The sequence below is a fragment of the Paenibacillus kribbensis genome (genome assembly GCF_002240415.1).
Classification (GTDB): domain Bacteria; phylum Bacillota; class Bacilli; order Paenibacillales; family Paenibacillaceae; genus Paenibacillus; species Paenibacillus kribbensis.
In genome coordinates this window covers 2,589,759-2,615,108 of record NZ_CP020028.1, presented here as the reverse complement: position 1 = coordinate 2,615,108, position 25,350 = coordinate 2,589,759, and the positions used below count along the sequence as shown (strand labels likewise).

General features: G+C 44.9%; 23 protein-coding genes. 4 read left to right on the top strand and 19 right to left on the bottom strand.

Going from position 1 to position 25,350, the window contains the following annotated elements; all coding sequences use genetic code 11:
* Nucleotides 1-21: 21 nt before the first annotated feature.
* From gerQ to bcaP, 7 genes are all read right to left on the bottom strand, one after another.
* Nucleotides 22-477 (bottom strand): spore coat protein GerQ, encoded by a 456-nt coding sequence (gene gerQ / locus B4V02_RS11825; RefSeq protein ID WP_094154910.1) that lies wholly within the window; start codon nt 475-477, stop codon nt 22-24.
* 52 nt (nt 478-529) lie between these two features.
* Nucleotides 530-952: a cell wall hydrolase gene (locus B4V02_RS11820; protein WP_094154909.1), complete on the bottom strand. Its 423-nt coding sequence runs from the start codon at nt 950-952 to the stop codon at nt 530-532.
* A gap of 126 nt (nt 953-1,078) precedes the next feature.
* On the bottom strand, nt 1,079-1,828 hold the full coding sequence (locus tag B4V02_RS11815; protein ID WP_094154908.1) for an SDR family NAD(P)-dependent oxidoreductase: 750 nt from the start codon (nt 1,826-1,828) through the stop codon (nt 1,079-1,081).
* Nucleotides 1,829-1,960: 132 nt separating this feature from the next.
* Entirely contained in the window at nt 1,961-2,356 is a 396-nt protein-coding gene (locus B4V02_RS11810) for a DUF2500 domain-containing protein (RefSeq protein WP_094154907.1), read from the bottom strand.
* 189 nt (nt 2,357-2,545) lie between these two features.
* A complete protein-coding gene (locus B4V02_RS11805; protein ID WP_080572162.1) occupies nt 2,546-2,728 on the bottom strand; it encodes a hypothetical protein in 183 nt (60 codons plus the stop codon).
* Nucleotides 2,729-2,926: 198 nt separating this feature from the next.
* Nucleotides 2,927-4,177, bottom strand: a complete 1,251-nt coding sequence (locus B4V02_RS11800; RefSeq protein WP_094154906.1) for a YCF48-related protein — start codon at nt 4,175-4,177, stop codon at nt 2,927-2,929.
* 165 nt (nt 4,178-4,342) lie between these two features.
* Nucleotides 4,343-5,734, bottom strand: a complete 1,392-nt coding sequence (gene bcaP / locus B4V02_RS11795; protein WP_094154905.1) for a branched-chain amino acid transporter BcaP — start codon at nt 5,732-5,734, stop codon at nt 4,343-4,345.
* A 232-nt stretch (nt 5,735-5,966) separates the two neighbouring features.
* On the opposite strand from bcaP, the gene B4V02_RS11790 reads away from it, so the two are divergent.
* Nucleotides 5,967-6,896, top strand: coding sequence for an L-lactate dehydrogenase (locus B4V02_RS11790; RefSeq protein ID WP_094154904.1), 930 nt, complete (start codon nt 5,967-5,969; stop codon nt 6,894-6,896).
* 119 nt (nt 6,897-7,015) lie between these two features.
* On the opposite strand, the gene B4V02_RS11785 is transcribed toward B4V02_RS11790, so the two are convergent.
* The gene (locus B4V02_RS11785; protein ID WP_094154903.1) at nt 7,016-8,113 is read right to left on the bottom strand and encodes a DUF3900 domain-containing protein; all 1,098 of its coding nucleotides are present in this window, start codon (nt 8,111-8,113) and stop codon (nt 7,016-7,018) included.
* A 416-nt stretch (nt 8,114-8,529) separates the two neighbouring features.
* Here B4V02_RS11785 and B4V02_RS11780 point away from each other — a divergent pair, with 416 nt between their 5' ends.
* Nucleotides 8,530-9,747, top strand: a complete 1,218-nt coding sequence (locus B4V02_RS11780; protein ID WP_094154902.1) for an MFS transporter — start codon at nt 8,530-8,532, stop codon at nt 9,745-9,747.
* Between the two features lie 724 nt (nt 9,748-10,471).
* Nucleotides 10,472-12,394 carry an endonuclease MutS2 gene (locus tag B4V02_RS11775; protein WP_094154901.1) on the top strand — a complete coding sequence of 641 codons (1,923 nt, stop codon included), beginning with the start codon at nt 10,472-10,474 and terminating at the stop codon, nt 12,392-12,394.
* A 198-nt stretch (nt 12,395-12,592) separates the two neighbouring features.
* On the opposite strand, the gene B4V02_RS11770 is transcribed toward B4V02_RS11775, so the two are convergent.
* The 4 genes from B4V02_RS11770 to B4V02_RS11755 form a co-directional block, all read right to left on the bottom strand.
* A complete protein-coding gene (locus tag B4V02_RS11770) occupies nt 12,593-13,498 on the bottom strand; it encodes an ROK family protein (RefSeq protein WP_094154900.1) in 906 nt (301 codons plus the stop codon).
* A gap of 454 nt (nt 13,499-13,952) precedes the next feature.
* Complete coding sequence (locus B4V02_RS11765) at nt 13,953-14,270, bottom strand: MATE family efflux transporter (RefSeq protein ID WP_094154899.1); 318 nt, start codon at nt 14,268-14,270, stop codon at nt 13,953-13,955.
* Nucleotides 14,257-15,201 carry an MATE family efflux transporter gene (locus B4V02_RS11760; RefSeq protein WP_157739732.1) on the bottom strand — a complete coding sequence of 315 codons (945 nt, stop codon included), beginning with the start codon at nt 15,199-15,201 and terminating at the stop codon, nt 14,257-14,259. Before B4V02_RS11760 ends, B4V02_RS11765 begins: the two co-directional genes overlap by 14 nt.
* Nucleotides 15,202-15,376: 175 nt before the next feature.
* A complete protein-coding gene (locus tag B4V02_RS11755) occupies nt 15,377-16,333 on the bottom strand; it encodes a tyrosine-type recombinase/integrase (RefSeq protein WP_094154897.1) in 957 nt (318 codons plus the stop codon).
* 567 nt (nt 16,334-16,900) lie between these two features.
* On the opposite strand from B4V02_RS11755, the gene B4V02_RS26140 reads away from it, so the two are divergent.
* On the top strand, nt 16,901-17,068 hold the full coding sequence (locus tag B4V02_RS26140; RefSeq protein WP_007432475.1) for a hypothetical protein: 168 nt from the start codon (nt 16,901-16,903) through the stop codon (nt 17,066-17,068).
* 78 nt (nt 17,069-17,146) lie between these two features.
* Here the strand turns inward: B4V02_RS26140 and B4V02_RS11750 are convergent, their stop codons facing one another.
* The 7 genes from B4V02_RS11750 to rbsC form a co-directional block, all read right to left on the bottom strand.
* Nucleotides 17,147-18,193: a FecCD family ABC transporter permease gene (locus B4V02_RS11750; protein ID WP_094154896.1), complete on the bottom strand. Its 1,047-nt coding sequence runs from the start codon at nt 18,191-18,193 to the stop codon at nt 17,147-17,149.
* A gap of 1 nt (nt 18,194) precedes the next feature.
* A complete protein-coding gene (locus B4V02_RS11745) occupies nt 18,195-19,259 on the bottom strand; it encodes a FecCD family ABC transporter permease (protein WP_094154895.1) in 1,065 nt (354 codons plus the stop codon).
* A 232-nt stretch (nt 19,260-19,491) separates the two neighbouring features.
* Nucleotides 19,492-20,469, bottom strand: coding sequence for an ABC transporter substrate-binding protein (locus B4V02_RS11740; protein ID WP_094154894.1), 978 nt, complete (start codon nt 20,467-20,469; stop codon nt 19,492-19,494).
* 29 nt (nt 20,470-20,498) lie between these two features.
* On the bottom strand, nt 20,499-22,214 hold the full coding sequence (locus tag B4V02_RS11735; RefSeq protein WP_094154893.1) for an ABC transporter ATP-binding protein: 1,716 nt from the start codon (nt 22,212-22,214) through the stop codon (nt 20,499-20,501).
* Between the two features lie 37 nt (nt 22,215-22,251).
* A complete protein-coding gene (locus B4V02_RS11730) occupies nt 22,252-23,259 on the bottom strand; it encodes an ABC transporter substrate-binding protein (protein ID WP_094154892.1) in 1,008 nt (335 codons plus the stop codon).
* A 168-nt stretch (nt 23,260-23,427) separates the two neighbouring features.
* The gene (rbsB, locus tag B4V02_RS11725; RefSeq protein ID WP_094154891.1) at nt 23,428-24,348 is read right to left on the bottom strand and encodes a ribose ABC transporter substrate-binding protein RbsB; all 921 of its coding nucleotides are present in this window, start codon (nt 24,346-24,348) and stop codon (nt 23,428-23,430) included.
* A 33-nt stretch (nt 24,349-24,381) separates the two neighbouring features.
* Nucleotides 24,382-25,350: a ribose ABC transporter permease RbsC gene (gene rbsC / locus B4V02_RS11720; protein WP_094154890.1), complete on the bottom strand. Its 969-nt coding sequence runs from the start codon at nt 25,348-25,350 to the stop codon at nt 24,382-24,384.

Here is a 25,350-nt window from a genome sequence, read left to right as displayed (position 1 = left end):
AGACTAATCTATATAAAGGCATCAGCGAACCGGGGATACGCCCGGGCTCCCGATGACGCCGGGATATTGATACACCAAAGGCTCATCAAAAGTAGCATAATCCAGGTTTACCATAAGTAGAACGGTCCGCTTGCCCGTAGCCGGATCACTGATAATAATGTGGTCACGACCCGCTGCTTCCAACGTACCTTTGAATATTTTCGCGTTCCATTCCCGGTTATTTTCATACGTCATATAAAAGGTTCCTACTTTACCCAAGTTCAAGCGTAAAATGTTTTCAATATAGGATTGCTCATACTGTGGAGTCTGACTCTGTACCACCGTGCCAGTCGGTGTCATCGCGCTACCGCTGTTAACCTGAGGGGGAAAGGTGCTGATGGGCTGCATGGTTCCCATTGGATACATCCCTCTGGGCCATTCGGGATACCCACCACCGGCAGGATAAGAAACAGGGCGATAAGCTTGCTGTGAAATCATGTAAATTCCTCCTAAAATGGTTTTAAATCATCCAAACTCACGTTAAAACTCTCTAGTAGACGGCAGGACAATCCTGTACGGAAGGGATAAAAAAACAGTGCGCTTTGAAGCGCCCGGAATTGACCTGGTTATACCAGGTATCTGGACATTCTCCGGCAGGTCTGAAAAACCATAATGCATTAGATGCGGGACGTATTTTCTCACCATTAATTACACGTCTGGCCAGTCGAATGTCCCGATCACGGGCTCTTTGATAAAAGTACCCCTTCTGAGTAGCTTCAAACCCGCCAGGACTCTGAAAGACCATATCGTTCATGAGGCGAATTCCCTGAAAATCCAGACAATTGCCCAAAATCCGATTTACTCCGACATTGCCAACCATGAGCATCCCCAGCTCTCCTTCTCCTTCGGCCTCTGCCCGCATAAGTCGGGCGAGTGTCCTTACATCCTCTGAGTTGACATTAATAACAGCCAACGCGTCCCCTCCTCGTTCTTCATCACATACCGTATCGTATGGTACAAATGCCCAATAGGTGACAGTTCCAAAAAAACAAATTAAAAAAAATAGCTCCCAAATCAGGGACTACTTATTCGGTCAGTATTAAGGCTCATAAATCATTTTGCGCGTCATGCCGCCATCTACCACCAGATTTGTACCTGTTACAAAATCATTACCAGGTTGGGTCAAATACAGACAGGCCCGTGCGATGTCTTTAGGAGTCCCCACGCGTCCAGACGGATGTTGCCTATGGTCTTCTACACGCAGTTGCCCATAATCCCCGGTCTCAATCCACCCTGGACTGATGCAATTGACCTGAATTCCATCCTTTCCTAGGGATATGGCCATCGCGTGTGTAAGGGCCGCAATGGCGCCTTTGGACGCCGCATAGGCTTCTGTATCCGGCTCCGACATAAAAGCCCGTGTAGAGGTCATATTGACCACCGATCCCCCCTCCGGATTTCGTTTCATCACCTTGGCCGCTTCCCGTGTCGCAATAAAACAGCTGCGTACGTTCGTATTCAAAATGTCATCCCATTCTGCTACCGTTAACTCATACGGGGATTTCCATTTGGAGACACCTGCGTTGTTGATCAGTGTATGAATAGTGCCGTATTCTTCCTCCGTGGTACGAATTAGCGTTACAATATCTTCTACTTTCCGCACATCACAAGGAATAAAAATGGCCTGATATCCTTCATTTCGTGCCACTGCAGCGGCGGCCGCGCCCTCTTCCTCATTACGGTCCGCAAATACGACTTTGGCACCCTGTGCAGCGTAGGCAAAAGCGACCTCTTTCCCGATTCCATGGGCCGCTCCTGTCACAATAACAACTTGTCCTTCAAATGACACGCCTCATTCCTCCCTCTAAACTCTTTACTAGTATATATGTACCAAAATGTGCTGTACAAGAAACACTCACAGCCCCCTACCCTGTTGCATCGCAGAAGGCCGTGAATGATCAAATGAGGGAATAAGCTGTGATCACATTTTAACCTGTTCCAGGCTATAGCGATTCAGACGTTGAAATCCGATATATCGTGTACCCTGAAAGGTAAGCCGACCCTCATCCCCTTCGGCACATTGACCGTATTCTTCTCCTGTTACCTTAAACTCCATTCGGTCGCCGCTCTCCACTTCAAAGGTTAAGTAATAGAAAGTATAGGTACGAGTCCCTTGCTCCTCCTGCCGCCTCTGCTGGAGATGTGTCCTTCTGGCCGTAATTCGGGAACCAACTGTCAATACAGGCTGCCTTTTATTTCGGTGCCACTCCATGACTTCTCTGCCCGCAGACAACACGACAATGCCTAACACGACTACGAAAAAAACGGGCAGTACCGTACCCAGCCAATCGAACATCCATAATGACTCAAATCCCATGCACCGCACTCCTCTCCGCCAGGCATTCCACAGGGAAACCGCCGGGCATCCTCACATGACCTAAGCTTTCCCTAATAGTATATGTAGACTCCTGCCCAAATTTGATAGTAACTCCTTAAGAACGCCAAGAGCCTCCGCGGAATGATCCGGGAGGCTCAAGATATGGCGATATCAGAATGGTACATTGATTTACACATGTACAAGCTGGAGATAATGTTGTGTCTCATCCAGAACTTCACAATCTTCGGCTTCAGCGTAACGCTCCGCACACTGCTTGCAGTCCTCTTCAGTCGTGCAACCATAGGCATCCTGACAAGTGTAACAAAATTGAAGGTAGTATTGGGTTAACATATGATCCTGATTCGCTCTCATGATTATCACTCCTATCGTTGTTTACAGGTTTAGTATAACAGCGCCGCAGTTTTTACATTGTGATTTTTTTCACATATTGTCGTATAAAATTTAAATTTTTTAAAAATAAACCGCCCCACGCCTTTTTCCTGAGTCTGCATGTCTTTTGAGAACCTGCAAAGTTAGGAAAAAAGCCCAGGGCGATCAGCTTTATAAAGTTTATAGAATTCTCCAGTTTGCGCCGCCGTCCGTCGTTTTCAGCAATAGTGATTTCTTATCGTCCAGACGCTCCAAAAGCAGCCAGCCTACCGAAGATGAAACAAAACGGAGCTTGACCGATCGAGGGTAATCTTTTAGCTTCGAAGCCAGTACTTTGTTGCCTGTGAGACTTGTCCACGTCTTTCCCCCATCCAACGTGCGGCTCATTCCGGTTTGGGTTATAATCCAGCCTTCCTTTTCGTTTAGGAAGGTACGCCCAGGGATAATAGACTTGCTTTTGCTGCTCAGGCCCAAAGACACAGCGTTCCATTGTGTGCCTGCATCAGCAGTAAACAGCCCGCTATATTTTGTGCTGTTATCTCCATAGCAAAGGACTGGAACCCAATATGAGGAGCTGCTTCCTTGAAGAGACTGCTGAGCTTCTGCCTGTACCTGTGGGCAACCCTGCAATCTATGAACTGCCGGAGTCCATGTTTTCCCTTGATTCAGAGTTCTATACAGTTTAACACTGCTATCCAGATTGATCGCAACAAAACCCTGATTGCCGGAAGAAAAACTCATCCCCGCTACACTGCCCTGATCGGGCAGCCCCGAGCCTGATACACCGGATATCATACCGGAACTTTGCGCAATCTTTTTCCAGGTGGCTCCCCCGTCAGTGGTGTGATACAACAATTTTTGCTGATCCCGCTCATTCAGGTTTACATATGCCATGATCCAGCCTGTAGACGGATTCACATATTGAATTGAACTCACATATTCCCCGTTTGGCAGTGCTGACACATCCCAGCTCTGTCCTCCATCAGCCGTTCGGAGAATAACGGTTGCTGTTTTGTCCAAATTTTGACGGACAACCCAACCGTGACGGGAATCAGTGAAGCTAATGTCCTTTCCATATTCAAGTTTGTCTTGAAATTGAACATTTTCGGAAGGAGATATATTATTCCAGGTCTTTCCTCCATCATGTGTATAGTAAAGTCGAAGCTCATTGCGGGTAACTCCCCAAACCAAGCCTTTATTGTTATCGATCAAATGAAAATCGGCTATTCGCGTCTGCACTACATATTTGGCGTTTGGATCGCCCACCTGTGGAGTTAAAGGTGGATTAATCGTGATCGTTTGTCCCTGGTCATCAGGTTCTTCTACCGGGGGTTGGGTTACAGTTTTTGGGGGTTCAGAAGAGCAGGCAGTCAACAGAATGCCAGTCAACAGCATTATTCCCCCCAGAAGCGCACGCCAGCGCAGTTTCATATATAAAAATCCTCCCTCAATGGCATGCGGTAATCCCGTGCCAAAAGCTTATCTGAAACAAAATTATAACATAAACGACCTTATGTGACACTTTTCGCGCTCATGACAAAAAAAACCGGATCTGCACTTAAGTGCAGAAATCCGGCTTTTTCCATAATCATTCGATCAAGATTTACGATTCAACAAGCTTTTGTGATATCCATAAAAGAAGTAAATCAGCAGCCCGAGCAGGAGCCACACGATGAATCCGATCCACGTACTAATATGAAGCTGGAGCATCAGACCGATACACACGAGAGCACTCAAAATCGGAATCAACGGAACCCATGGCACGACAAATCCTCTTTTCAAATCCGGCCGTTTCTTACGAAGAACGATAACTCCCACCGATACGACTGCAAAAGCGAACAGGGTTCCAATGCTCGTCAGATTAGTCAGTGCCTGTAACGGAAACAATCCACTAGCCAAGGCAATAATGCTGCCGACCAGCCAGGTGCTTCGAATCGGTGTTTGAGTTTTGGCATTTACTTTAGACAAAAATAGCGGTAAAAGTCCATCACGTGACATGGAGAAAATTAACCGTGTCTGACCATACAGCAGCACCAGCAGTACAGTAGTCATCCCTGCAATCGCACCGACTGAAATCAATCCTGCCACAAAGTCCTGATGAATAAAGCGCAGGGCAAACGCAACAGGATCGCTTACCCCCAGCTGCGTGTAAGGCACCATTCCTGTTAATACGACCGAAACCGCTATATACAGTACCGTACAGATCGCCAACGAAGAAATAATGCCAATTGGCATGTTCCGCTGCGGATTGCGTACCTCTTCGGCAGCGGTTGAGATGGCATCGAAGCCCAGATAAGCGAAAAATACGATGGCTGCTGCACTTAGAACACCGGAAAATCCATAAGGCAAAAATGGCGTCCAGTTGGCAGGTTTAACATAGAAGATTCCGATTCCAATAAATAGCAGTACAACTCCGACTTTGACACAAACCATTATAAAATTGAATCGAACAGTCTCCCTTGCCCCGAGACTCAGCAATAGCGTAATTAACATAATGATGCACACGGCAGGCAGATCAATAATGGTCCCCTTGACCGAATCGAAGGCTGCGGTTAGAGCAAGGGGCAGATGTATATCGAACCCTGCCAGCAGGCCTTGAAAATAAGCAGACCAGCCACTGCTCACAGAGGCGGCCGCCACTCCATATTCCAGAATCAAGTCCCATCCCAGCACCCAGGCCAGAATTTCTCCAAATACAATATAACTATATGCATAAGCACTGCCCGCTGCGGGGACTGTAGATGAAAGCTCTGCATAGCACAAAGCAGCCAGCACACAGGCAATCCCTGCAATTACAAAAGAGAGCATCAATCCGGGACCTGCATTTTCTGCTGCTGCCTTGCCAGTGATAACAAAAATCCCGGTACCGATGATACAACCTACACCCAGCATAGTAAGGTCAAAGGCGCTCATCGTTCTCTTTAACTGTCCTGTAGATCCGCTTTCCTCATGTGGGAGTAGTCCAGTTTTTTTTCGAAATAAGTCCATATCCATAATCCTCTTTCCCTAATTCATACGTTAATATCGCTGCTGCAACGCTTTAGTGTATGTTCTTAGCATTCGATTAATTATTAGCGAGTCTCGCTTTGAAGTCAAGGAGAAATGTCATATTTTTTTGCAGTAGAGTACACATATACGTTAAACTAAGTTGGAAAGATAAATTTTAAATAATTATTCTAAAATGAAAAGGTAAACAACCCGAGAAGGAGATGAGGATTTTATGAGCTTAAAACCTTACAAACGAAGCAGAGTGGCCATTGTCGGCATGGGAGCAGTCGGCACAACGACCGGTTATACCCTGCTGCTACGCCAACGCATGTCAGAACTTGTCTTTATTGATGTCAACGTCAAAAAGGCGAAGGGGGAAATGCTCGATATGAATCATGGGCTTCCTTTTCTCGGCGGTGTCAAAGTATGGGCCGGTGATTATGAAGATTGCCGTGATGCGGACATCATTATTGTTACAGCAGGTGCTTCACAAAAACCGGGAGAAACACGTATTGATCTGCTCAAGCGTAATGCCGAAATTTTTGAAAGCATCATTGATAATATCGTTAAGGTGAACACACACGGCATATTGCTGATTGCAACCAATCCGGTAGATATTCTCTCCTACATCTCCTGGAAACGCAGCGGTTGGCCTTCAAGCAGAGTCATCGGCTCAGGTACGCTATTGGACAGCGCGCGCTTCCGCTATTTGATCGGTAAGCAAAAAGGTATAGATCCACGCAGTATCCATGCTCATATTATTGGTGAACATGGTGACTCCGAGCTGCCTGTATGGAGCACGGCCAACGTTGCAGGAACTCCACTGGAGCTGAACGAAGACACGAAAAATGAAATTTTCGAAAACACCAAAAATGCAGCCTATGAAATTATAGATGCCAAAGGCGCAACTTCTTACGCCATCGGGCTGGCTCTGGACCGGATCGTAGCCGCTATTCTCGGAGACGAAGGGTCTGTACTTAATGTGTCCACCTTGCTGGAAGATTATAACGGAGTATCTGACGTATATTTGGGTGTCCCAAGTATCGTGGATCACAACGGGGTACGTGAAATTTTGGATCTTCCGCTCAATGATGAGGAACGGGCAAGACTGCTTCAATCGGCGGACAAGTTAAAAGATCAAATCAGTAAAGTGCATCTGTAGAACAGGCAAAATAAATGGTAAACAAAAACTGGCCTCTACAGCGGTAACATCCGCCCGAGAGGCCAGTTTTTTGATCATTTTATATAAGAGTCCAGCTTGTTTCATATACGATAGTCGCATTACCAAGGCGGAGTATCACCATCCTCTGCTTCTTGCCGGCGTTTCTCTTTCAGCCGCTCAGCTACTGTTTCAAACGATTCCGGTTGAAGCAGCTCAATTGGTGAAAAACCCTTTTCAAAGGTAAATGCATCACCTTCAATGATAAGCGCATATCTGTCATGCAGCTTCGTAATATGCAGCTTGGCCCCAAAGTCGGACAGCAGCCCGCGCACAGCCGTATCATCCAGCTTGAAGCGAACTTCAATTTCCGGTTTCAGCTCAACAATGTGCTGTGCAGCCTCTACGACCTGCAGAGGTTCCCATTTCCCTTGCAAATCACGCTTTTCACTGGCCGCCCAAAGCTCCAGTTCGCGCTCTTCCTGCTGTCTTTCCTCATTAGATGCATCTGGCCATTTGGTTTCTACATAGTTCTGAACAAAACCCATGACATGGTCATTGACGATTTCCGGCATGGATTGCTCATAGGTCACAAATTTCAGAAAATCCTCAAAATAACGGGCATGGGAAGATTGGTGAATCTTAAGCTCCCATTCATCGTTCATGCCCTCCTCCAGCATGTAAGGATACATAATGGATTTCATATTACGTGCTGAAATGGCCATTTCAACTTCACTGACCAGACTGCTTTCCGTTATCCGGGCAATTTTGGGTTCAAAGTCGCATTTGAGCACAAAAATAAACGGATCGTCCGAGTGTGTATTTAAGGTAGCCTGTACAATGATCAATGCTCCACCACGTACCGCGCTTGTATCCAGATACATTCGCACCAGATCGTCGCATGCGTTTTTGAACTCTTCCTTCTCCTCTGCCGCTCGCAGCCGTGCGAACATATTGAAATTCGGATTGCTGCTCAGATCATGCTCCGGTTCGACGATAAAACGGCCAATTTTGGTCGGGGCCTGCTCCGTACTTGGGTTTTTCTCGACCTTGCGTTTGCTGATACGGGCAAATTCCCCGTCCAGAAATTTTTTAACATCGCTTTCGTCATAATCATAGTTATCCATCGTAGCGTAATGCTTGTAGGACTTGCCGCCTTGCCCTTCCTTTCCGTCTACCTGAATTACAAAAAAAGATAAAAAGTCCACTTGAAAGTTCATCTACGTTCCATACGCTCCTTTTCAGGCATGTACGCGTAATTATATCACTATGAATTTAAAAGGTACATCCGATTCAAATTCACATCGTTAAGCTGCACATTAAAGTTTACATAATAAATATTATGAAAACTAAAATACAAATTTGAAATGACTACTATCTTAATACAATTTTTTTCATTTATTTAATTGCACCTTATTTGCCTCTTTAAGTGCAGTTCGACCTCTTTAAGTGCAGATTATGAAATCAATTTTTATACATCTAGCTCTTTTGGATTACAAAAAAACAATTGACTAAATTAAGACGTTTCATTATATTATCTATTGTTAAACAAACAAAAGTATTTATCGTTTATTAATTAGAACAAAACACTTTCAAGGATGTTATCCCTGAGAGAGGATGAAAGGAGAATTATCTGTTGTTAAAAAATCCATATATAAGGACCATTATCGCCTCCAATGCACTGCTCAATTTAGGCATTTGGGTGCGAAACTTTGCCATCCTGCTGTATGTAACTGATCTGACTCAAAATGATCCCGTGTATGTATCGCTCATTTCGGTAGCGGAATTTGCACCCATTTTTCTGTTTGCCATCATTGGGGGCACATTCGCGGATCGCTGGCGGCCCAAACGAACCATGATCAGTTGTGATCTGTTATCGGCCGCTTCCATTTTCATCGTGTTATTGGCGTTGTGGTATGGCTCATGGCAGGTACTATTACTGTCCACTTTTTTCTCTGCAATTCTATCTCAATTTTCTCAACCATCTGCAATGAAATTATTGAAGCAGCAAGTGGAACCTGAACAACTTCAGGGCGTCATGGCCCTTTTTCAGTCTCTCATGGCTTTATTTATGGTTATCGGCCCTGTTATCGGTACATTTATTTATCAACACTTTGGAATTTTCGTCTCATTGTCTATAACAGGCATATTGTTTCTCATCTCGGCACTTGTTCTGACTCGTATTCCACAAGATGAACGAGAGCTGGAAATAGATGATCATCCAACTCATTTCATTCAAGAGCTCAAAGAAGGAATACGTTATGTATGGAATAACCGTACACTTCGCACGCTTGGGGGAACATTTACGGTAATTGGACTGGCAGTCGGACTTATACAGCCTTTAATGATTTTTGTCGCCATAGAGAACCTTGGACAAAACAAGGAATTTCTGCAATGGCCGTTAATGGCGAACGGAGCGGCTATGTTGATAGGAGGCGGCATGATTATGGGGGTTGCCAAAAAAGTACAGCCGCAAATGCTGCTGGTGACCGGGCTTTTGGTCAGCACACTGGCCACCTTTGGAGTCGGATGGTCGCACAGTATTGTGCTAACCATGACACTACAAGTATTCAGCGGCCTATTTTATCCGTGCATTCATATCGGTATCAACACCATGATGATGAAAAATGCCGAAGCTGCTTTTATCGGCCGCGTTGGTGGCGCCCTCTCTCCCCTGTTCTCCGGGATGATGGTCGTCGGTATGAGTATCGGCGGAACACTTAAACGCGAATCCTCCCTGGACACCGTATATACCGTGAGCGCCGGCTTGTTTTTAGTCGGAGCGATGCTATTGTTTCCATTACTTCGTGACAGGCAGTCTGTACAAGCTGTCGTAGCCGATGATTCTGAATAACAGCACAAGAAACCGCCCCTGGAGGTATGATTTTCCATTCTCCCGGGGCGGTTTTTTAATGTTTGTATCATGATTTCATGCCTGATTGAAATAATCATTAAATGTAGATTGAAAGATAATAAGCGTTTGAATTATATTAGGTTAACATAATATATTTTACGTAAATATCGTCCCGATCTCCTCTTGATCATCATTGTATCGAATTGAAGAATTGGCCTTGACTTTTGTGATTTCCTAATCGTATAGTATGGGTATATCTTCAATTAAGGGAGAGATTTTGATGTCGGTGAACGTTCTTAACTAAGCAATTGCATATTCAGGGAAGACCATCAGGCGCTTGTACCTTTCGGGACAGGTTTGTTTGTTGCTATGTTTTTTCCCTGCTATTAGTTAAGAACATGCGGATATCATAAATCGCCTCAGGGATTATTTTCATCTAGGCCTTATTCCGTGCTGTGTTCAGCGCGGTTTTTTTGTTTTCAGATTCTGTAGCCTTCTTTTAAACGTCTTTCATTCACGAGCCGAATGGCTTACAAATGGGCTGATACGTGAATGGATTGAAGTCGTAGAGATTGGGCTGCAAAAGCTGAAGGATAGGCTTATTTGTCGATAATTTCCCTCTTTCCTTATGGGCGGAGAATGAACGATTTGTTCATTCTCCGCCCTTTTTCTTTTGCAGCAAGGTTCCAAAAATCCTGACAAACCACCAAAGGAGAGATTTCTCATGAATGAAACCACAATGCAGCGTTTGGAATACGACCGAATCAAAACAAGAGTCTCCGAATGTGCCTTTTCTTACCTTGGCAAGCATCATGCCGCTTCCATGCTTCCCATTACAGACATTCGTACAATCAGGACTCGTCTTAATGAAACAAACGAAGCCTTGCAGTTGATACGCCACGGAGCAAGCGTCCCTATCCCCTCACTGGAAGGGATGGAATACATTCTTCACTTGTTGGGAACCGGTTATTTGTTCAGCGAGCGCGATTTTTCTCACATGGCTCAGTTTATAAGAAGTTGCAGCCAACTCATAAAATACATGAATTCGAAGGCAGATGCCGCTCCAACTGTCAGTGCCTACGCTTCCTCCATGTATGGTATGGAGCCACTTCTGTCTGAAATCGAGAAATGTATTTATTCAGGACAAGTGACGGATATCGCCAGTAAAGAGCTGGCTAAAATTCGCAAAAAAATAACGGTCACTGAAGAACGAATTAAAAGGAAACTTGATTCTCTTATCAGCCGGCATCGATCTATCATGCAGGAAAATATGGTTAGCCAGCGTGGCGGCCGCTATGTGCTTCCAATCAAAAAAGAATTTCGCAAACAAGTAAAAGGCAACGTCCTCGACGAATCAGGAAGCGGTCAAACGGTTTACGTTGAACCTGCTGAAATTGTCAGCCTGCAATTCGATCAGAGCGCGAACATGGCGGAAGAATCAAAAGAAGAAATGAAAGTGCTTGGAGAGCTTACTGCCCTCGCCGAATCATACACCCGGGAGCTCAGTATCAACACAGAGACGGTTGGTGTGCTGGATTTTTTATTAGCCAAGGCTAAGTATGCCATGACACTAGATGCTGTGCCGGTCGAGCTTAACCAAGACGGGATTATAGATATCCATGGTGCACGTCACCCGTTGATGGCGAATAGCATGGTTCCGCTTGATTTTTCAATTGGTCAAGGCTATTCCTCGCTCATTATTACCGGTCCAAATACAGGTGGAAAAACGATGACTCTCAAAAGTGTCGGCCTGTTGACTCTAATGGTACAATCCGGATTGCTCGTACCTGTGTTGGAAGGCAGCCGAATGGCTGTATTCGAGGAAATTGAGGTAGACATCGGGGACGGACAAAGCATTGAACATGCGCTGAGCACCTTTTCAGCACATATTCGCAATATGATTGGCATTTTGGAAACGGCGGGCAGTTCCACACTGATCCTGATCGATGAAATGGCATCTGGCACCGATCCGGGAGAAGGCGTAGGACTCTCCATTGCACTGTTGGAAGAATTCCACCGCCGCCAGGCAACGGTAGTGGCCACGACACACTTTAGTGAAATCAAGCATTTTGCTGAAAACACACCGGGATTCCAAAATGCTCGTATGGAGTTTGATACCGAAACGCTGCAACCCTTGTACCGTCTTCGCATCGGCGAAGCTGGGGAAAGCTACGCATACGCAATTGCCCTGAAGCTGGGTATGTGGAATCGTATTATCGAGCGTTCTCAGACCATTTCTGCAGGCAGAACGTCTCGGAATACACAGAAACCGTTTATTATGCCCCCTGCTCTTGATGATGAGAAAGCGGTTATAGCCCCGTCTGTCACAAAACAGAAGGAACCAAACCATCCTGCCCAAACCAAGCCATTTGCGCTTGGCGATAGTGTTTTTGTAGGCTACCTCAATCGGACTGGAATCGTATGTACAACAGAGGATGAACGAGGGAATGTGGGAATTTTGATCCAAGGCCAAAAGCTGGCCATTAACAAAAAGAGGCTCACGCTTCACATTGCTGCTACTGAATTGTATCCTGACGACTATGATCTGGACATTGTTTTAGAAACCAAGGAAAACCGCAAAAAACGGAAGCTTCTAGGCCGTAAACATGTCCCGGGTCTGATCATTGAAACGCCTCCAGAAGATTAAGTGCAAGTACAAACGTATAGTCTGACTAAACGGAAGCTGTCCTAGACGGGACGCATAAATGAAAATCTGCAAGCTGGGTGCTGTAAAAAGCAGTCCACTTGCAGATTTTACATTTTCTGCTTAATATTTATTATCTAAGATTATAAGAAAATTTAGGTTTACATAATAATTATTATGTCTCTTTGTACTTCTTTTATTTTACATCTCTATATGATGTGACTTTTTGTAATTATAAACAGCACCAAGCAAATTGGCTTCATTACCTAGCTTGCTTTGTTCAATATTGGCATGAACAAAATCAATTAGAGAATGCTCATAAAGCTTCTCTAATTCCTGCTTAATCGTAATGACGAGCAGCGGATTTGCAGAGATACCGCCTCCAATAACAAACTTTTCAGGGTCAAGGATGGATTGAAGATTGATGATTTGGGTGGCTATATTCTGGCAATATGCTTGAAAAACAGATTGAACCATTTGATCCCCCTCTTCGAGGAGGGAGAATACCTTTTCACCTGTAATAGAGCCTTCAGGAAGCTGCTTCATTTTTGCGACAGTTTTGGTTAAGGTTACACTGCTTCCCTGGAAACCAAGCATATATTCATGGTTGTTCGTGAATTCATTGTTCGTTCGAATGAAAGAAAACTCCCCTGCAGATAAATGATGACCTTTCAGCAATTTCCCCTGAGAGATGATTCCGCCTCCCATCCCTGTTCCAATGACCAAGACAACACCATCAGAAATTCCCTGTAATGAGCCGCGCCATGCTTCCCCAAGTGCAGCACATTTCCCATCATTTTCAATCGATACGGGAAGGCCAAACGCCTCTTCAAAAACTTTAATCATATTGATGTCACGTATATAATCCAAGGAGCCACCATGCACCATATGACCACTTTCTGAATTTACGACCCCCGGTATACTTATGGCTATACCTTCACTTTCATCTATAAACTGATGGTGTATTTGTTTCAAAGCGACTATAAGGCTTTCCAGTGAATCCCTGGGCGTTACCACTTTCCCCTTTGTTAAAAAGCGATCCTCGAAATATAAACTAAACTTGATAAAGGAGCCTCCGATATCAAAAACGAGTATTTTATTTTTCATGTCCATTTCCTCCATAGAGTGATCTCGATGCCTGATTAACCGTTTTCAAAAATAATAATTACTTTTTTGTAAAATTCAGCCACCAGGGCACAGAAACCACAATGTCATTGTACTCTTCTTGGATATTAGCTTTTAAAATCCGCCTTCACTTGTACAAGCGATGATAATTAGATTATAGACAAAATGCTCAATCACTTCTATAGCTTGTAATTAACTCTTCTCCCCTTTAAATATCAAATTCCCCTTGATTAGGATATAAACCCCTCTTCTGCTAGATAAGGCAAACCTTCATACACAACCTCATACAACTAACAAAAAATGGGTGGAATCACAAGAAAGTCCTCACTGTTTTTTGCAGTTATAACTTTACTTTACCTGATGAAACGCGTTACAAGTCAAGCACTGCTTCAATACTTCGCAAACCAGGTTATCATACAGGCCCACCTCTTGAGGATTAAATAACCAGAAAAGTCGTTGGTTTGGCTTTCTTCCGATATCTCATAAATAAAAAAGCTCTCAGTGCGTTGTCAGCAGCGATACTTGCCCAAACCGCGGGAAGACCTAAGCCTAAATGCCAAGCAAATAAGTACACGCCAAGAGTTCGAACTCCCCAGATACCAATTGTCGTCACGATCATCGGATATTTGCTGTTTCCTCCTGCCTGGATGGCTGAAGTATCCACTAGAGCTGAAGCTAAAAACGGTTGTGACAATGTGTCAATAGCCAGCACAATAAACAATAAATGAATTACATTGCTATTATCGGTAAACATTAAGCCAAATCCAAGGCGAAAAGATGCAAAGCAAAGCGGTAATAACCGTCATAGAAACAGCAGACTGGATATAACTCCATCGTCTGTAGGATTGTACAGCAGAATCATTTTTGCTCCCGATTGCTTGTCCAATTGTTACGCTGGCTGCTATGGCAAAACCTGAACCAACGGTTGATGCGAATACCGTCAGTGTACCCGCAATGTTATGCGCGGCATATGTTTCAACACCCATTCTTACAATTAGGCCAAAATAAACGACTTGCCCAAGTCTCATGGATAATCGTTCAAAGGCAACGGGTATAGCGAACTTCATCATGTTTGCCAAGAATGATACCTGTATTCTTAGGTCTTGTTTTAATAGCGAAATGGCTTCGACCTTTCTGGACTTCCACCACAGACGTAAAGACGCATACAACCGGGCAAGTACCATAGCCCACGCTGCACCTGCTAAACCAAATCCGGGTATAAATCCAATTCCAAAAATCAGAATGTAGTCAAAAATAATGTGAATCACATTCATCTCTAGTCCAACTTTAAGAGGCGTTCTCGTATCTCCTGTAGCACGAAATGCTGCCGATTGAGCAGTAAATAATGCTATTAACGGTGAAATTCCTAGCACTATACAAAAATACGGTAAAGCAGTCACTTGCAATTCTCCATAAGCCCCCATGATATGCAAAAGGGGTACAGCAAAAATGACCGACCCTATGGAGATCAGTACCCCTATAATAAAAGCAACCACGAAACCATGCCAAATAGCCGAACGTCCTTGCTCCAAATTTGTAGCACCAATGGCTCGGGATACATAAACAGATATCGCAGTGGAAACTGCGGTGAATACGCCAAGGTACGTCAAACTATAAATATTTGTCACTCCAACGGCATTTATGGAAAGCAGCCCGAGCCTCGCAATAAAAAATGAGTCAGCCACGCCGAGAAGGCTCTGGAGATAATAATCAATAACTAAACTATGCGTTAAACTGAAGATTAACTGTTGACGATACTTTTGCTATTGAAATTAAATGAAAATCCAAACCAAAAAGATTACATAATATATATTATGTAATCTCGTTGTTTAACCCGCTTCATTCGTTCATGATATTTTCTCATGATTCTACCATCGGCACCTGAATATCCAGCTTATCCATCGCCTTTTCCTTCTCCCGATCCGTGACATGCGTATAAACGGTGGTTGTCTGGATGGATGAGTGCCCCAGCAGCTCCTGCACCGTACGCAGATCGGCCCCCTTACGCAAAAGCATCGTTGCAAACGTATGCCGCAGCTTATGGCTGGAGTAAGCAACTCGAGCCTGCGCACCTTTATCTTGCTGGAATCGCTCGAACGTTTCTGTAGCGATCTGCTGGATAGAGCGCACTGCCAGTCGGCGGCCTTTTTGCGACACGAACATTGCATCCTCCTTCCCTCTCCACGGCGTTAATCTTTCCGCCACTGCACGGTCTAAAATATCACACACAGCCTCCGGCACTGGAAGAGTACGCCACTTTCGTCCTTTACCGAACACATCCAAAGTGCGTCGTTCCCGGCTGTAATCCGAGACATTCAAAGAGTGGACCTCCCCCACCCGCAATCCCATATATACCATGAGCAGAAAAATAGCCGTATTCCGATTAGCATACTTCCCTTCCACCGCGAGTAAAAATGGCCGGATTTCATGTTCATCCAGGTACACGGGCATACGATTTTTTACTGTCTTTGCTTTTTTAATTCCGGACGCCGGATTCGTGCTGCATAATTCAAACTCCTGCAGTGCTTTGAAAAAACTGCTCACCGCTGCATGCTTCCGGTTTCGGGTACTGTCTCCAGCCCCACCTTCCCGAGCTTTAGACAGATACGACATAACATGAATCTTTTTCACTTGATCGAGTGGTTTATCCCGCAATGTGCACAAAAACTGCTTTACATCTCCTAAATAGTTTTTTTGCGTATGTACTGTATATCCCGCATCCTTCATCCAGATTAAAAAGGCTTCCAACTCCTCAGCATACATTTCATCTGTTTGATCTATTGTGAACGCCCCCGTATGCCGCTGCTCTTTTCTCATTCCAATGACCTCCTTTACCATTCTTATTCTGAAATATGCTGCAAAACGTTCAATTTCGTCTGCTTTTTATCGACAATTCAATCGACATCTTTACTCAAGAAGGCTATAGAAAGTCGTTTTAAACCTAAATTGCGTATAATTTATATTATACGCAGTTATTTTAGGCACTTTTTAAGTATAAAAAAGCTTGTTGCCCTTGTCCAGCTTCTAATCCCAATTCATTTTCGAAAAACAAAAAGAATCGCAACATATTCGTACTCCAGTACTTGCTGTAGAAAGCCAATCAAATTTTAAATGGATTCAGGCAGTGGATTGATATTCGAATAGGCTAATTACGTCTAATATCCTGTTATCACCAGCATTAGGCAGCATATCTAAGAACCCATGGGGTGAGTAGCCGTTGCCACGACAAGGGTGATGAGAAAAAGCATTTTGCTGTCTTGCTCCGTTTTTCCTGGATCATCCAGCACGATATACTTAAAGAAGTCGAAAGCCAAGCTGATTTACAGCCTATGCTCATTTCAAAAATATAGGTTTATTCATGACAAAGGGAGTGTTCATTTATTTATGAGTACCGAAATGCTGGAACGTCGAAGTGAAATTCTTAAACGTAACATCCATCAGTTGCTGGTTCAGGAAAATCAACACGGCGTGACACGTCAGGAAAATTACACGTTGCACAAAATGATCAGAGAACTGCATCAAACCTCTCATGCTCTGAATACTTCCCGTTGAGATGCAAGACTGCTAAAACGCAAATGAAAAATAACCTTCATCCCACTTTCTTAGTGGTTTTGAAGGTTATTTTTTGTGTTATCCCTTGGAGCGGCTCAGCAAATACAGGAAGTATGGCGCACCAATAATGGCCACGATCAAACCTGTAGGAATTTCTTTCTGCAAAGGCAAGGATCGTGTAATCGTATCTGCTACGAGCACCAGTAGTGCTCCGACTAAAGCGCTGGTTACCAGCAGCATTTTATGCTTTGGCCCCACCAGCTTTCTCGCTAAATGCGGAGCGACCAAACCAACAAAACCGATACCACCACTAACTGATACACTGGAACTAGCAAGCCCCACTGCAGCAGCAAGAAGAAGAATACGCTCCCTTTCGATAGGAGTACCTAAGCCGGATGCTGTCTGATCTCCTAGGTTCAGTACATTCATTACATTGGCTTTATAATATGCGAAGGGAAGCAATATGATAAGCCAAGGCAACAGTGCCATGACGAATTTCCAGTTTGATCCCCATATGCTTCCAGCCAGCCAATTTGCCACAAACGTGTAGCTTTCAGGTGTCAGCTTTAGCGTCATAATGATCATGGCAGCACTGATACCTGCCGCTACACCAATACCGCTCAGCAATAGCCTTGTCGGTGAAATCCCTTCGCCCTTTTTGTAAGAAAGCGCATAGATTAGAATTGCAGCCGCTCCTGAGCCTATCAGCGCAAGCCCGGGCAATAAGAATAATGAATTTGTAGTTTGCATGGATGGAAAAAGCAATACAAACAGCATCACCATTAGCCCGGCCCCCGCATTAATTCCCAGGATACCAGGGTCCGCCAGACCGTTGCGCGAAACCCCCTGCATAATACACCCGGATACAGCCAGACCTGCACCGATCAAAATGGAAATAACCATGCGCGGCAATCGAAATTCAAACAGAATTAATTCCTGCTGTGGAGTCCCTTGACCCAATAAAGTTTTAAAAAGCTCCATGGGCGAAAGTCGAATCGTTCCCGTATTCGCGCTTATGGTAAATGCAGCAATGAGCAACATGATTAAAATGATAACAACGATCCAATCATGGATTTTTTTGCGGTGACTTGCTTTGGCAATAACCCCACTCGTAACATTGTTCATCTTACAGCGCCCTCCTTTCTTTGCGTGCCAGATAAAGGAAGAACGGCACACCAATGAGGGCAATAAGCACACCTACCGGTGTTTCCTCAGGTGCATTAATCATACGGGCCGCCAGATCGGCAAACACGATGAGCAAAGCTCCCATAATGGCCGAGCACGGAATAATCCAGCGATAATCAACCCCAACCAGCTTACGGGTGATATGAGGAATGATCAATCCCACGAAGCCTATGGAGCCTACTAACGATACCGCCGCACCTGCGAGAATTAGAACAAGCAGCATTCCCGTTATCTTTACCAGCCCTGTACGTTGACCCAGACTCAGTGCGATTTCATCGCCCAAGCTAAGCAGCGTAATAGAGCGCGACAACATGAGAGCGCCGATAAAGGCTACCACCACCCAAGGCAAGACAATACTCAGCTGAACCCATTTCGTTCCACTCAGTCCCCCTGCATACCAGAAGGCCAGATCCTGTCCAACATTAAAATACAAGCTGATCGCGTCACCCAAGGCAGACAATAATGCTGTCACAGCTGCACCTGCCAATACAAGCCGCACTGGTGTAATGCCGGTCTTGGATAAGGAGCTTGTACCATATACCATCACAACAGCCAAGGCCGCACCAACAAAGGAGTACAGCATCAACTGTAAAAAGGAAGAGCCGGGAAAAAGAGCAAAGCAAATCGCCATCGCCAAACTTGCTCCTGAATTCAGGCCAAGCAAGCCCGAGTCAGCAAGTGGATTGCGGGTCATGCCCTGCATAATTGCCCCTGCAACAGCAAAGCAGACTCCGATTAATACACCTCCCAAAATTCGAGGCAAGCGGATTTCCCAAATAATTTGATGGTTTTGAATTGCAGGATTAAAATGAAAAACTGCGTTCCATACCTCAAACAGCCTAATCGAGGCTGCACCAAAGGATAAGGATAAAGCGATACCGAATGCTAAAAGAGCTATCCCTGCTGTTAAAATAAGTGAAGCCGCCCACGGCCGCGAGTGAAATTGAGTTGGCGGCTGGTTATGACTACTCCGAGCAGGATTATCCGATGATTCTGATAATTTCATGACTATTGTTCACCCTAACTGTTGAATAGTATGTAGGTTCCCCATAAACCTGCGCTGACGAAACGTATGATAATGAGAATTATTATCACGCAATCTTTATTATTGTAAATTAATGCGTCAATCGCTTCAATAGCTAATTTCGACAATCTCATATAGCTTTGCTAATTAGAAATAATTAAAGCCCTTCGGCATAAATACCAAAGGGCTACCAGCAACGTCTGAGCTGCTATTTCTATGAAGCGTTCACTTCATTCCGCTGCACAAGAAGATCTGCAAGCTCTTCAGCTTGTCCCACAATAGCAATGGGATCAAAATACCAATACCGGTCCTCCTGAAGCTCAAAAACTCTGTCATTTCGAACGGCACTCAGTGACTTCCATATGCTGTCTCCCTTATATCCGGTGTTTTCCTTACTAACGGTCAGAAAAATATAAGAGCCTGCATACTTGTCAATTACCTCTCTCGAAACGGACTTCCATTGAGTTTCACCCATGAGTTCTTTTTGAACCAGCGGTGGTGGTGTTAACTCAAGACCTCTATAGACTGCCTGGCCTCCTCTGCCAAAATTGTCACCATATACATAGTATTCCTTGGCAGAGGCCTCCATAACGGTAAACGTATCCCCTGGCTGGATGATTCCCTTCAACTTGTCACGCGCCGCCTGTATCCGCTGATCATATTGAGCTAGCCATGTTTTGGCCTCCTGTTCTTTTCCAAGAAGCTCACCAAAAGCGGTCAGCTCCTCATGCACATTTTTGTACGTCCCATAAGGAATGACGATGGTCGGAGCAATTTTGCTGTATTTCTCATACTCGCCTACATCTTTGGAACCAATCAGGATCAAATCCGGCTCCAGAGCCAGGACTTTTTCAACGGACACGCTACCACGGTCTCCAATACTTGAAATGCCTTGTACAAGCTCCTTCGAAAACGGGTTATCCAGATAATACTTTACACTTCCCACGGGTTTGATCCCAAGGGCCAATAAATCATTTTGATACATATCTACCACGATCCGTTTGGGCTGAACAGGAATCGTAATCTCTCCATGAATGGTTTGGACTGTCTTGGTTGCCGCTGGCTTCTCTCCGCCAGAAGCTTGATCCTGCTTTTCAGCAGACGGATTCGTTTGGCCTGCACATGCGCTCAGAGCTACAACGAGTATAAACAGTATTGCCAAACTCAAAATTTGCTTCTTCAAGAATTTCATCCCTCTCACTTTTACTTTCAAAGGTCTAATTACGTACCATACTGAGCTTGGTGCAGACGGCTATATGCCCCCTTTGCGGTCAGCAATTCTTCATGTCTACCTTGCTCGGCGATACCCTGATCTGCAACTACGATAATGCGGTCGGCATTTTTGATCGTTGCCAAACGATGGGCAATCACGAGCGTTGTTCGGCCTTGCGACAGCTCCGTCAGTGCTTGCTGAATCGCGGCCTCCGTTTCCGTATCCAATGCTGATGTCGCTTCATCCAAAATGAGAATTGGCGGATTTTTCAGAAACATCCGAGCAATTGACAAGCGTTGCTTTTGACCGCCGGACAGCTTCACGCCTCGTTCGCCAATCATCGTATCCAGCCCTTCCGGATATGAGCGAACCAGATCTTCAATCTGAGCCCGCCGGGCAGCATCCCAAATTTCATCTTCTGAAGCATCAAGCTTGCCGTAAGCAATATTTTCACGAATCGTTCCATCAAAGAGAAATACATCCTGCTGTACGATACCAATCATGGATCGCAGCGAATCCAGCTTCATTTCACGGATATCCATGCCATCAATCGTAATGCTGCCTTCCTCGACATCATAGAAGCGAGGCAGCAAGCTGCAAAGTGTCGTTTTACCTGCTCCCGATGGACCAACAAGTGCTACGGTTTCTCCTGCATGAATGGATAGGTCCACTTTGCGTAGTACCTTATCTTTGTTTTCATAGCCAAACGTGACACCTTCAAATTGAATATCTCCGTTAAGATGCTTAACGGCCTTGGCGCCTGGCAGATCCTCTACGTCAGATCCACTCTCCAGCAAATCCAGGTAACGTCGGAAGCCGGCAATCCCTTTGGGATATGTTTCAATGACGGAGTTAATTTGTTTGATTGGTGCGAGAAATACATTGGACAGCATCACAAATGCGATAAACTCCCCATAGGTCATCTGCCCTTCAATAACAAACCATGTTCCACATACAAGCACAAACAGTGAGACCAGCTTCATCAGAATAAAACTAATCGAAGAATTCCATGCCATAATGCGATAAGCGATCAGCTTTGTATTACGAAACCGTCCGTTATTTTCAGCAAAACGCTCTATTTCATGTGCTTCGTTGGAGAAAGCCTGAACAACGCGGATACCGCTAACGTTGTTTTCAATCCGGGCGTTGTAATCCGCAATATCAGAAAACATACGATGGAAAGCAGCATTCATTTTACGGCTAAAATACAAGGACAAGTAAATCATCAGCGGAACAATAATAAATGTCAGCACAGCCAGCTTCCAGTTAATGCTGAGCATGATACCGAAGGCCCCACCCAGAGTCATCAGTGCAATGAACAAATCCTCGGGTCCGTGGTGGGCAATTTCTCCGATATCCATCAGATCGTTGGTCATACGGGAGACCAAATGCCCTGTTTTGTTATTGTCAAAAAAACGAAAGGATTGCTTTTGTACGCGATCAAACAGCTTTTTGCGCATGTCTGACTCAATGTTAATTCCCAGCTTGTGCCCCCAATAAGTAACCACGTAATTCAGTCCGGCACTTACGACATAAATCCCAAGCAGAGCTAGACAGGCAAATAAAATCCATTTCCAGTTCCCACTAGGCAGCAAATCATCGACCACTCGGTTAACCGCAAGAGGAAAAGCCAGCTCCAGCAGCGCAGCCAGCAAAGCACAAGAGAAATCAATGATAAATAAAGTCCGATAAGGACGGTAATATTCAAAAAATCGTCTAAGCATAGTTATGATTTCTCCCTTCTTAATTCAAATGAACTAATTATTTAGGATCACCGGAAAACATTTGAATGGCTTCATCCAGTGATTTATCAATAGCAAGGGGTGAATATGTAAACCATGGATCATCCTTGATGAAATACACTTTGTGGTTTTTGACAGCCGGCAGGTTTTTCCACAGAGCACTTTGCTCAATTTCCTTAAGTATCCCGTCTTTAGTCGCCTCATCATAAACGAGCATAATAATCCGGTCTCCAGACAGTTCGGGCAGCTTTTCCATCGAAATGGAATCATAAACAAAATTAAATTTCGGGTCCTGAGCCAGCTTCTGACGTATGTACTCGGGCGGGTTCAATTCCAATGAACGGTAGATGACATGGCCTACATTTCGCGCCCCGTAAACTCTTAGCACATCCTTGCCATAGGTCATATAAATCGTTATTGTTTCATCTTTCTTAAATTTCCCGGCTAGTTTCTTTCGTCCTTCTTCGGCCTTTTTATTGAGGCTGGCGATCCACTGCTCAGCTTCCTTATCCTTACCCAGCACGGCTGCAACATCCCGCAATTGCTTGAATACATCTCCGTTGCCAAAAGAAACGACCACGGTTGGAGCAATCTTTTCCAGCTGCTCCTTCACTTCCGGAGTGGTATCTTCTGTTGCAATGATCAGGTCCGGTTGGAGCTCCAACACCTTTTCAACATTGGTCGGGTTCCCAATATCAGCAATCCCATCAATCTTTCCATTTAAATAGACGCCCTCCAGCAAATAAGAAGTAGCTCCCACTGGCTTAACACCCAAAGCCAGCATAGCATCCAAATATTGCGTCGTGACTACTCGCTGCGGATTGGCAGGAATACGGATCTTATTGCCGGTAGCATCTGTATATTCACGCGTAGCAACCGTTTTCGATTGCCCGGAAGAATCATTAGTACCCGTCTCTTTGTTCGTCTGATTGTTGTTACCCGCGTTCCCGCATGCACCCAGCACCAACGTCAACAGTACAACCAGACAAATCGTGATTCCCAATTTCGTTCTCTTAATTTGCTGCACGATATAAATCCCCCTTAAATATATATATCAAAATGATAGTGATTCTCATTATCATATAATTTTTATTTTATCTATTAACTAGTCTTCTTACAATATAAAAATAAAAAAAGACTGATGCACCTTTCTGCACCAGTCCTGCATTTTAACTATGTCGGGTATACACCCGTTTTATTTCGATTGATCCACTAACTCCAGCTTCGCGGGAATTGATTTTTCCACGGTTTTGCCTTGAAGTACATCCTTGGCTGCCTGAACAGCCAATTGCCCAATTAGCTCGGGTTGCTGTGCTACCGTGGCTGTCAGCTTGCCCTCCTTAATAGATTTAAGCGCATCCTCGTTACCATCAAAGCCGATGACTGGAATGTTCTTGCCTGAGCTTTGGATGGCCTCGATCGCCCCCAGTGCCATTTCATCATTGTGGGCAAATACTGCCTGAACATCCGGATTGCCTTGCAGCAGATTTTCCATGACATTCAAACCTTTGGTTCGGTCAAAATCAGCCGCTTGCTTGGCAATCACTTTCAGTTCCTTGTCGGCCACTTCATGAAAGCCTTTTCCCCGTTCGCGGGTAGCGGATGCACCCGGCACACCTTCCAGCTCGATCACCTTGGCTCCTTTGCCAGCATGCTCCACCAAGTATCTGGCTGCCATCCGTCCGCCCTCCACGTTGTCAGAAGCGACCAGCGTTTTTACATCCCCTTTGTCAGCCGAACGATCCAGCGTAATGACCGGAATGTTCGAAGTATTCGCGGATTGTACTGCCGTAGAAATCGCTGACGAATCCGTCGGGTTGATCAGGAGGGCATTCACACCCTGCTGCATCAAATCTTCCACATCGTTGCTTTGTTTCGCCGAATCATTTTGTGCATCGACGACTATGACCTGCAGTCCTTGTTTTTTGGCCTCTGCAACGACTCCGTCCTTGAGAGAAACAAAGAATGGATTATTCAATGTGGATATCGACAAGCCGATTTTAATGTCCTTTAAGCTTGCGGCTGCTTTAGGTTTCGCCCACTCCGGCGATTCCAGGGAACAGCCTGTCATGAGCACAAGCAGCAGGGCTGCCATGATTAATGTAAGCTTTTTCATAGTTGTGGTCTCCTTTTATACAGATTAGGTGATTTATGCGGATTTCTTACGGTCAATCAATACAGCAATGGCGATGACAATCCCTTTTACCACCATTTGATAAAAAGAATTAACACCCAGCAAATTCAAGCCATTGTTTAACGTACCAATAATAAGCACACCAATCAACGTACCTACGATTCGTCCGCGTCCTCCTGACAAGCTTGTTCCACCCAGTACGACGGCTGCAATGGCATCCAGTTCATAAGAGGCTCCTGCTGTCGGCTGCGCCGAGTTCAAACGTGAGGTCAAAATAGCACCCGCCAAAGCAGACAGCATTCCAGCGAGAGAGTAAATCCAAATTTTTACGCGAGGCACTTTAATACCGGATATGATGGAAGCCTTCTCATTTCCCCCGATGGCATACGTTTTGCGTCCGAACGGCGTTTTATGCAAAATGGTCCACAGTACTGCAAACGTAATGAGCATCGTAATTGCCGGAACCGGAATACCAAACTGATAGCCGCGACCGAACAATTGAAATATCAGACTGTCCCCAAGTCCTGTAATGGGATTCCCGTCGGTATAGACGAGTGTCAATCCTCTGAAAATGGTCATAGTTGCCAGTGTAGCGATAAACGGAGCCATTTTACCTTTCGTGATCATCAAGCCGTTGACCATCCCCATCACGCCACCCAATGCGCAGCCAATGATAATCGCCAGAATTGGATCAAAACCGGCCAGCATCATATTGGCAACAAAGGCACTGGACAATGCTAATATGGAGCCGACTGACAAATCAATTCCACCTGTGAGAATAACGAAGGTCATGCCAAACGCAATCAGCGCATTAATGGACACCTGTCGTAACAAGTTCAAAATATTAAGCGGTTCCAAAAAACTGGGATTCAAGACAGAGACGATGATCACCAGAATAATGAGTCCCAACAACGGACCAAGCTTTTGTGTAATTTGTGACATCGAAAAGCCTTTGCTGCCTTTTGCTTCATTCATAGTTGTCAT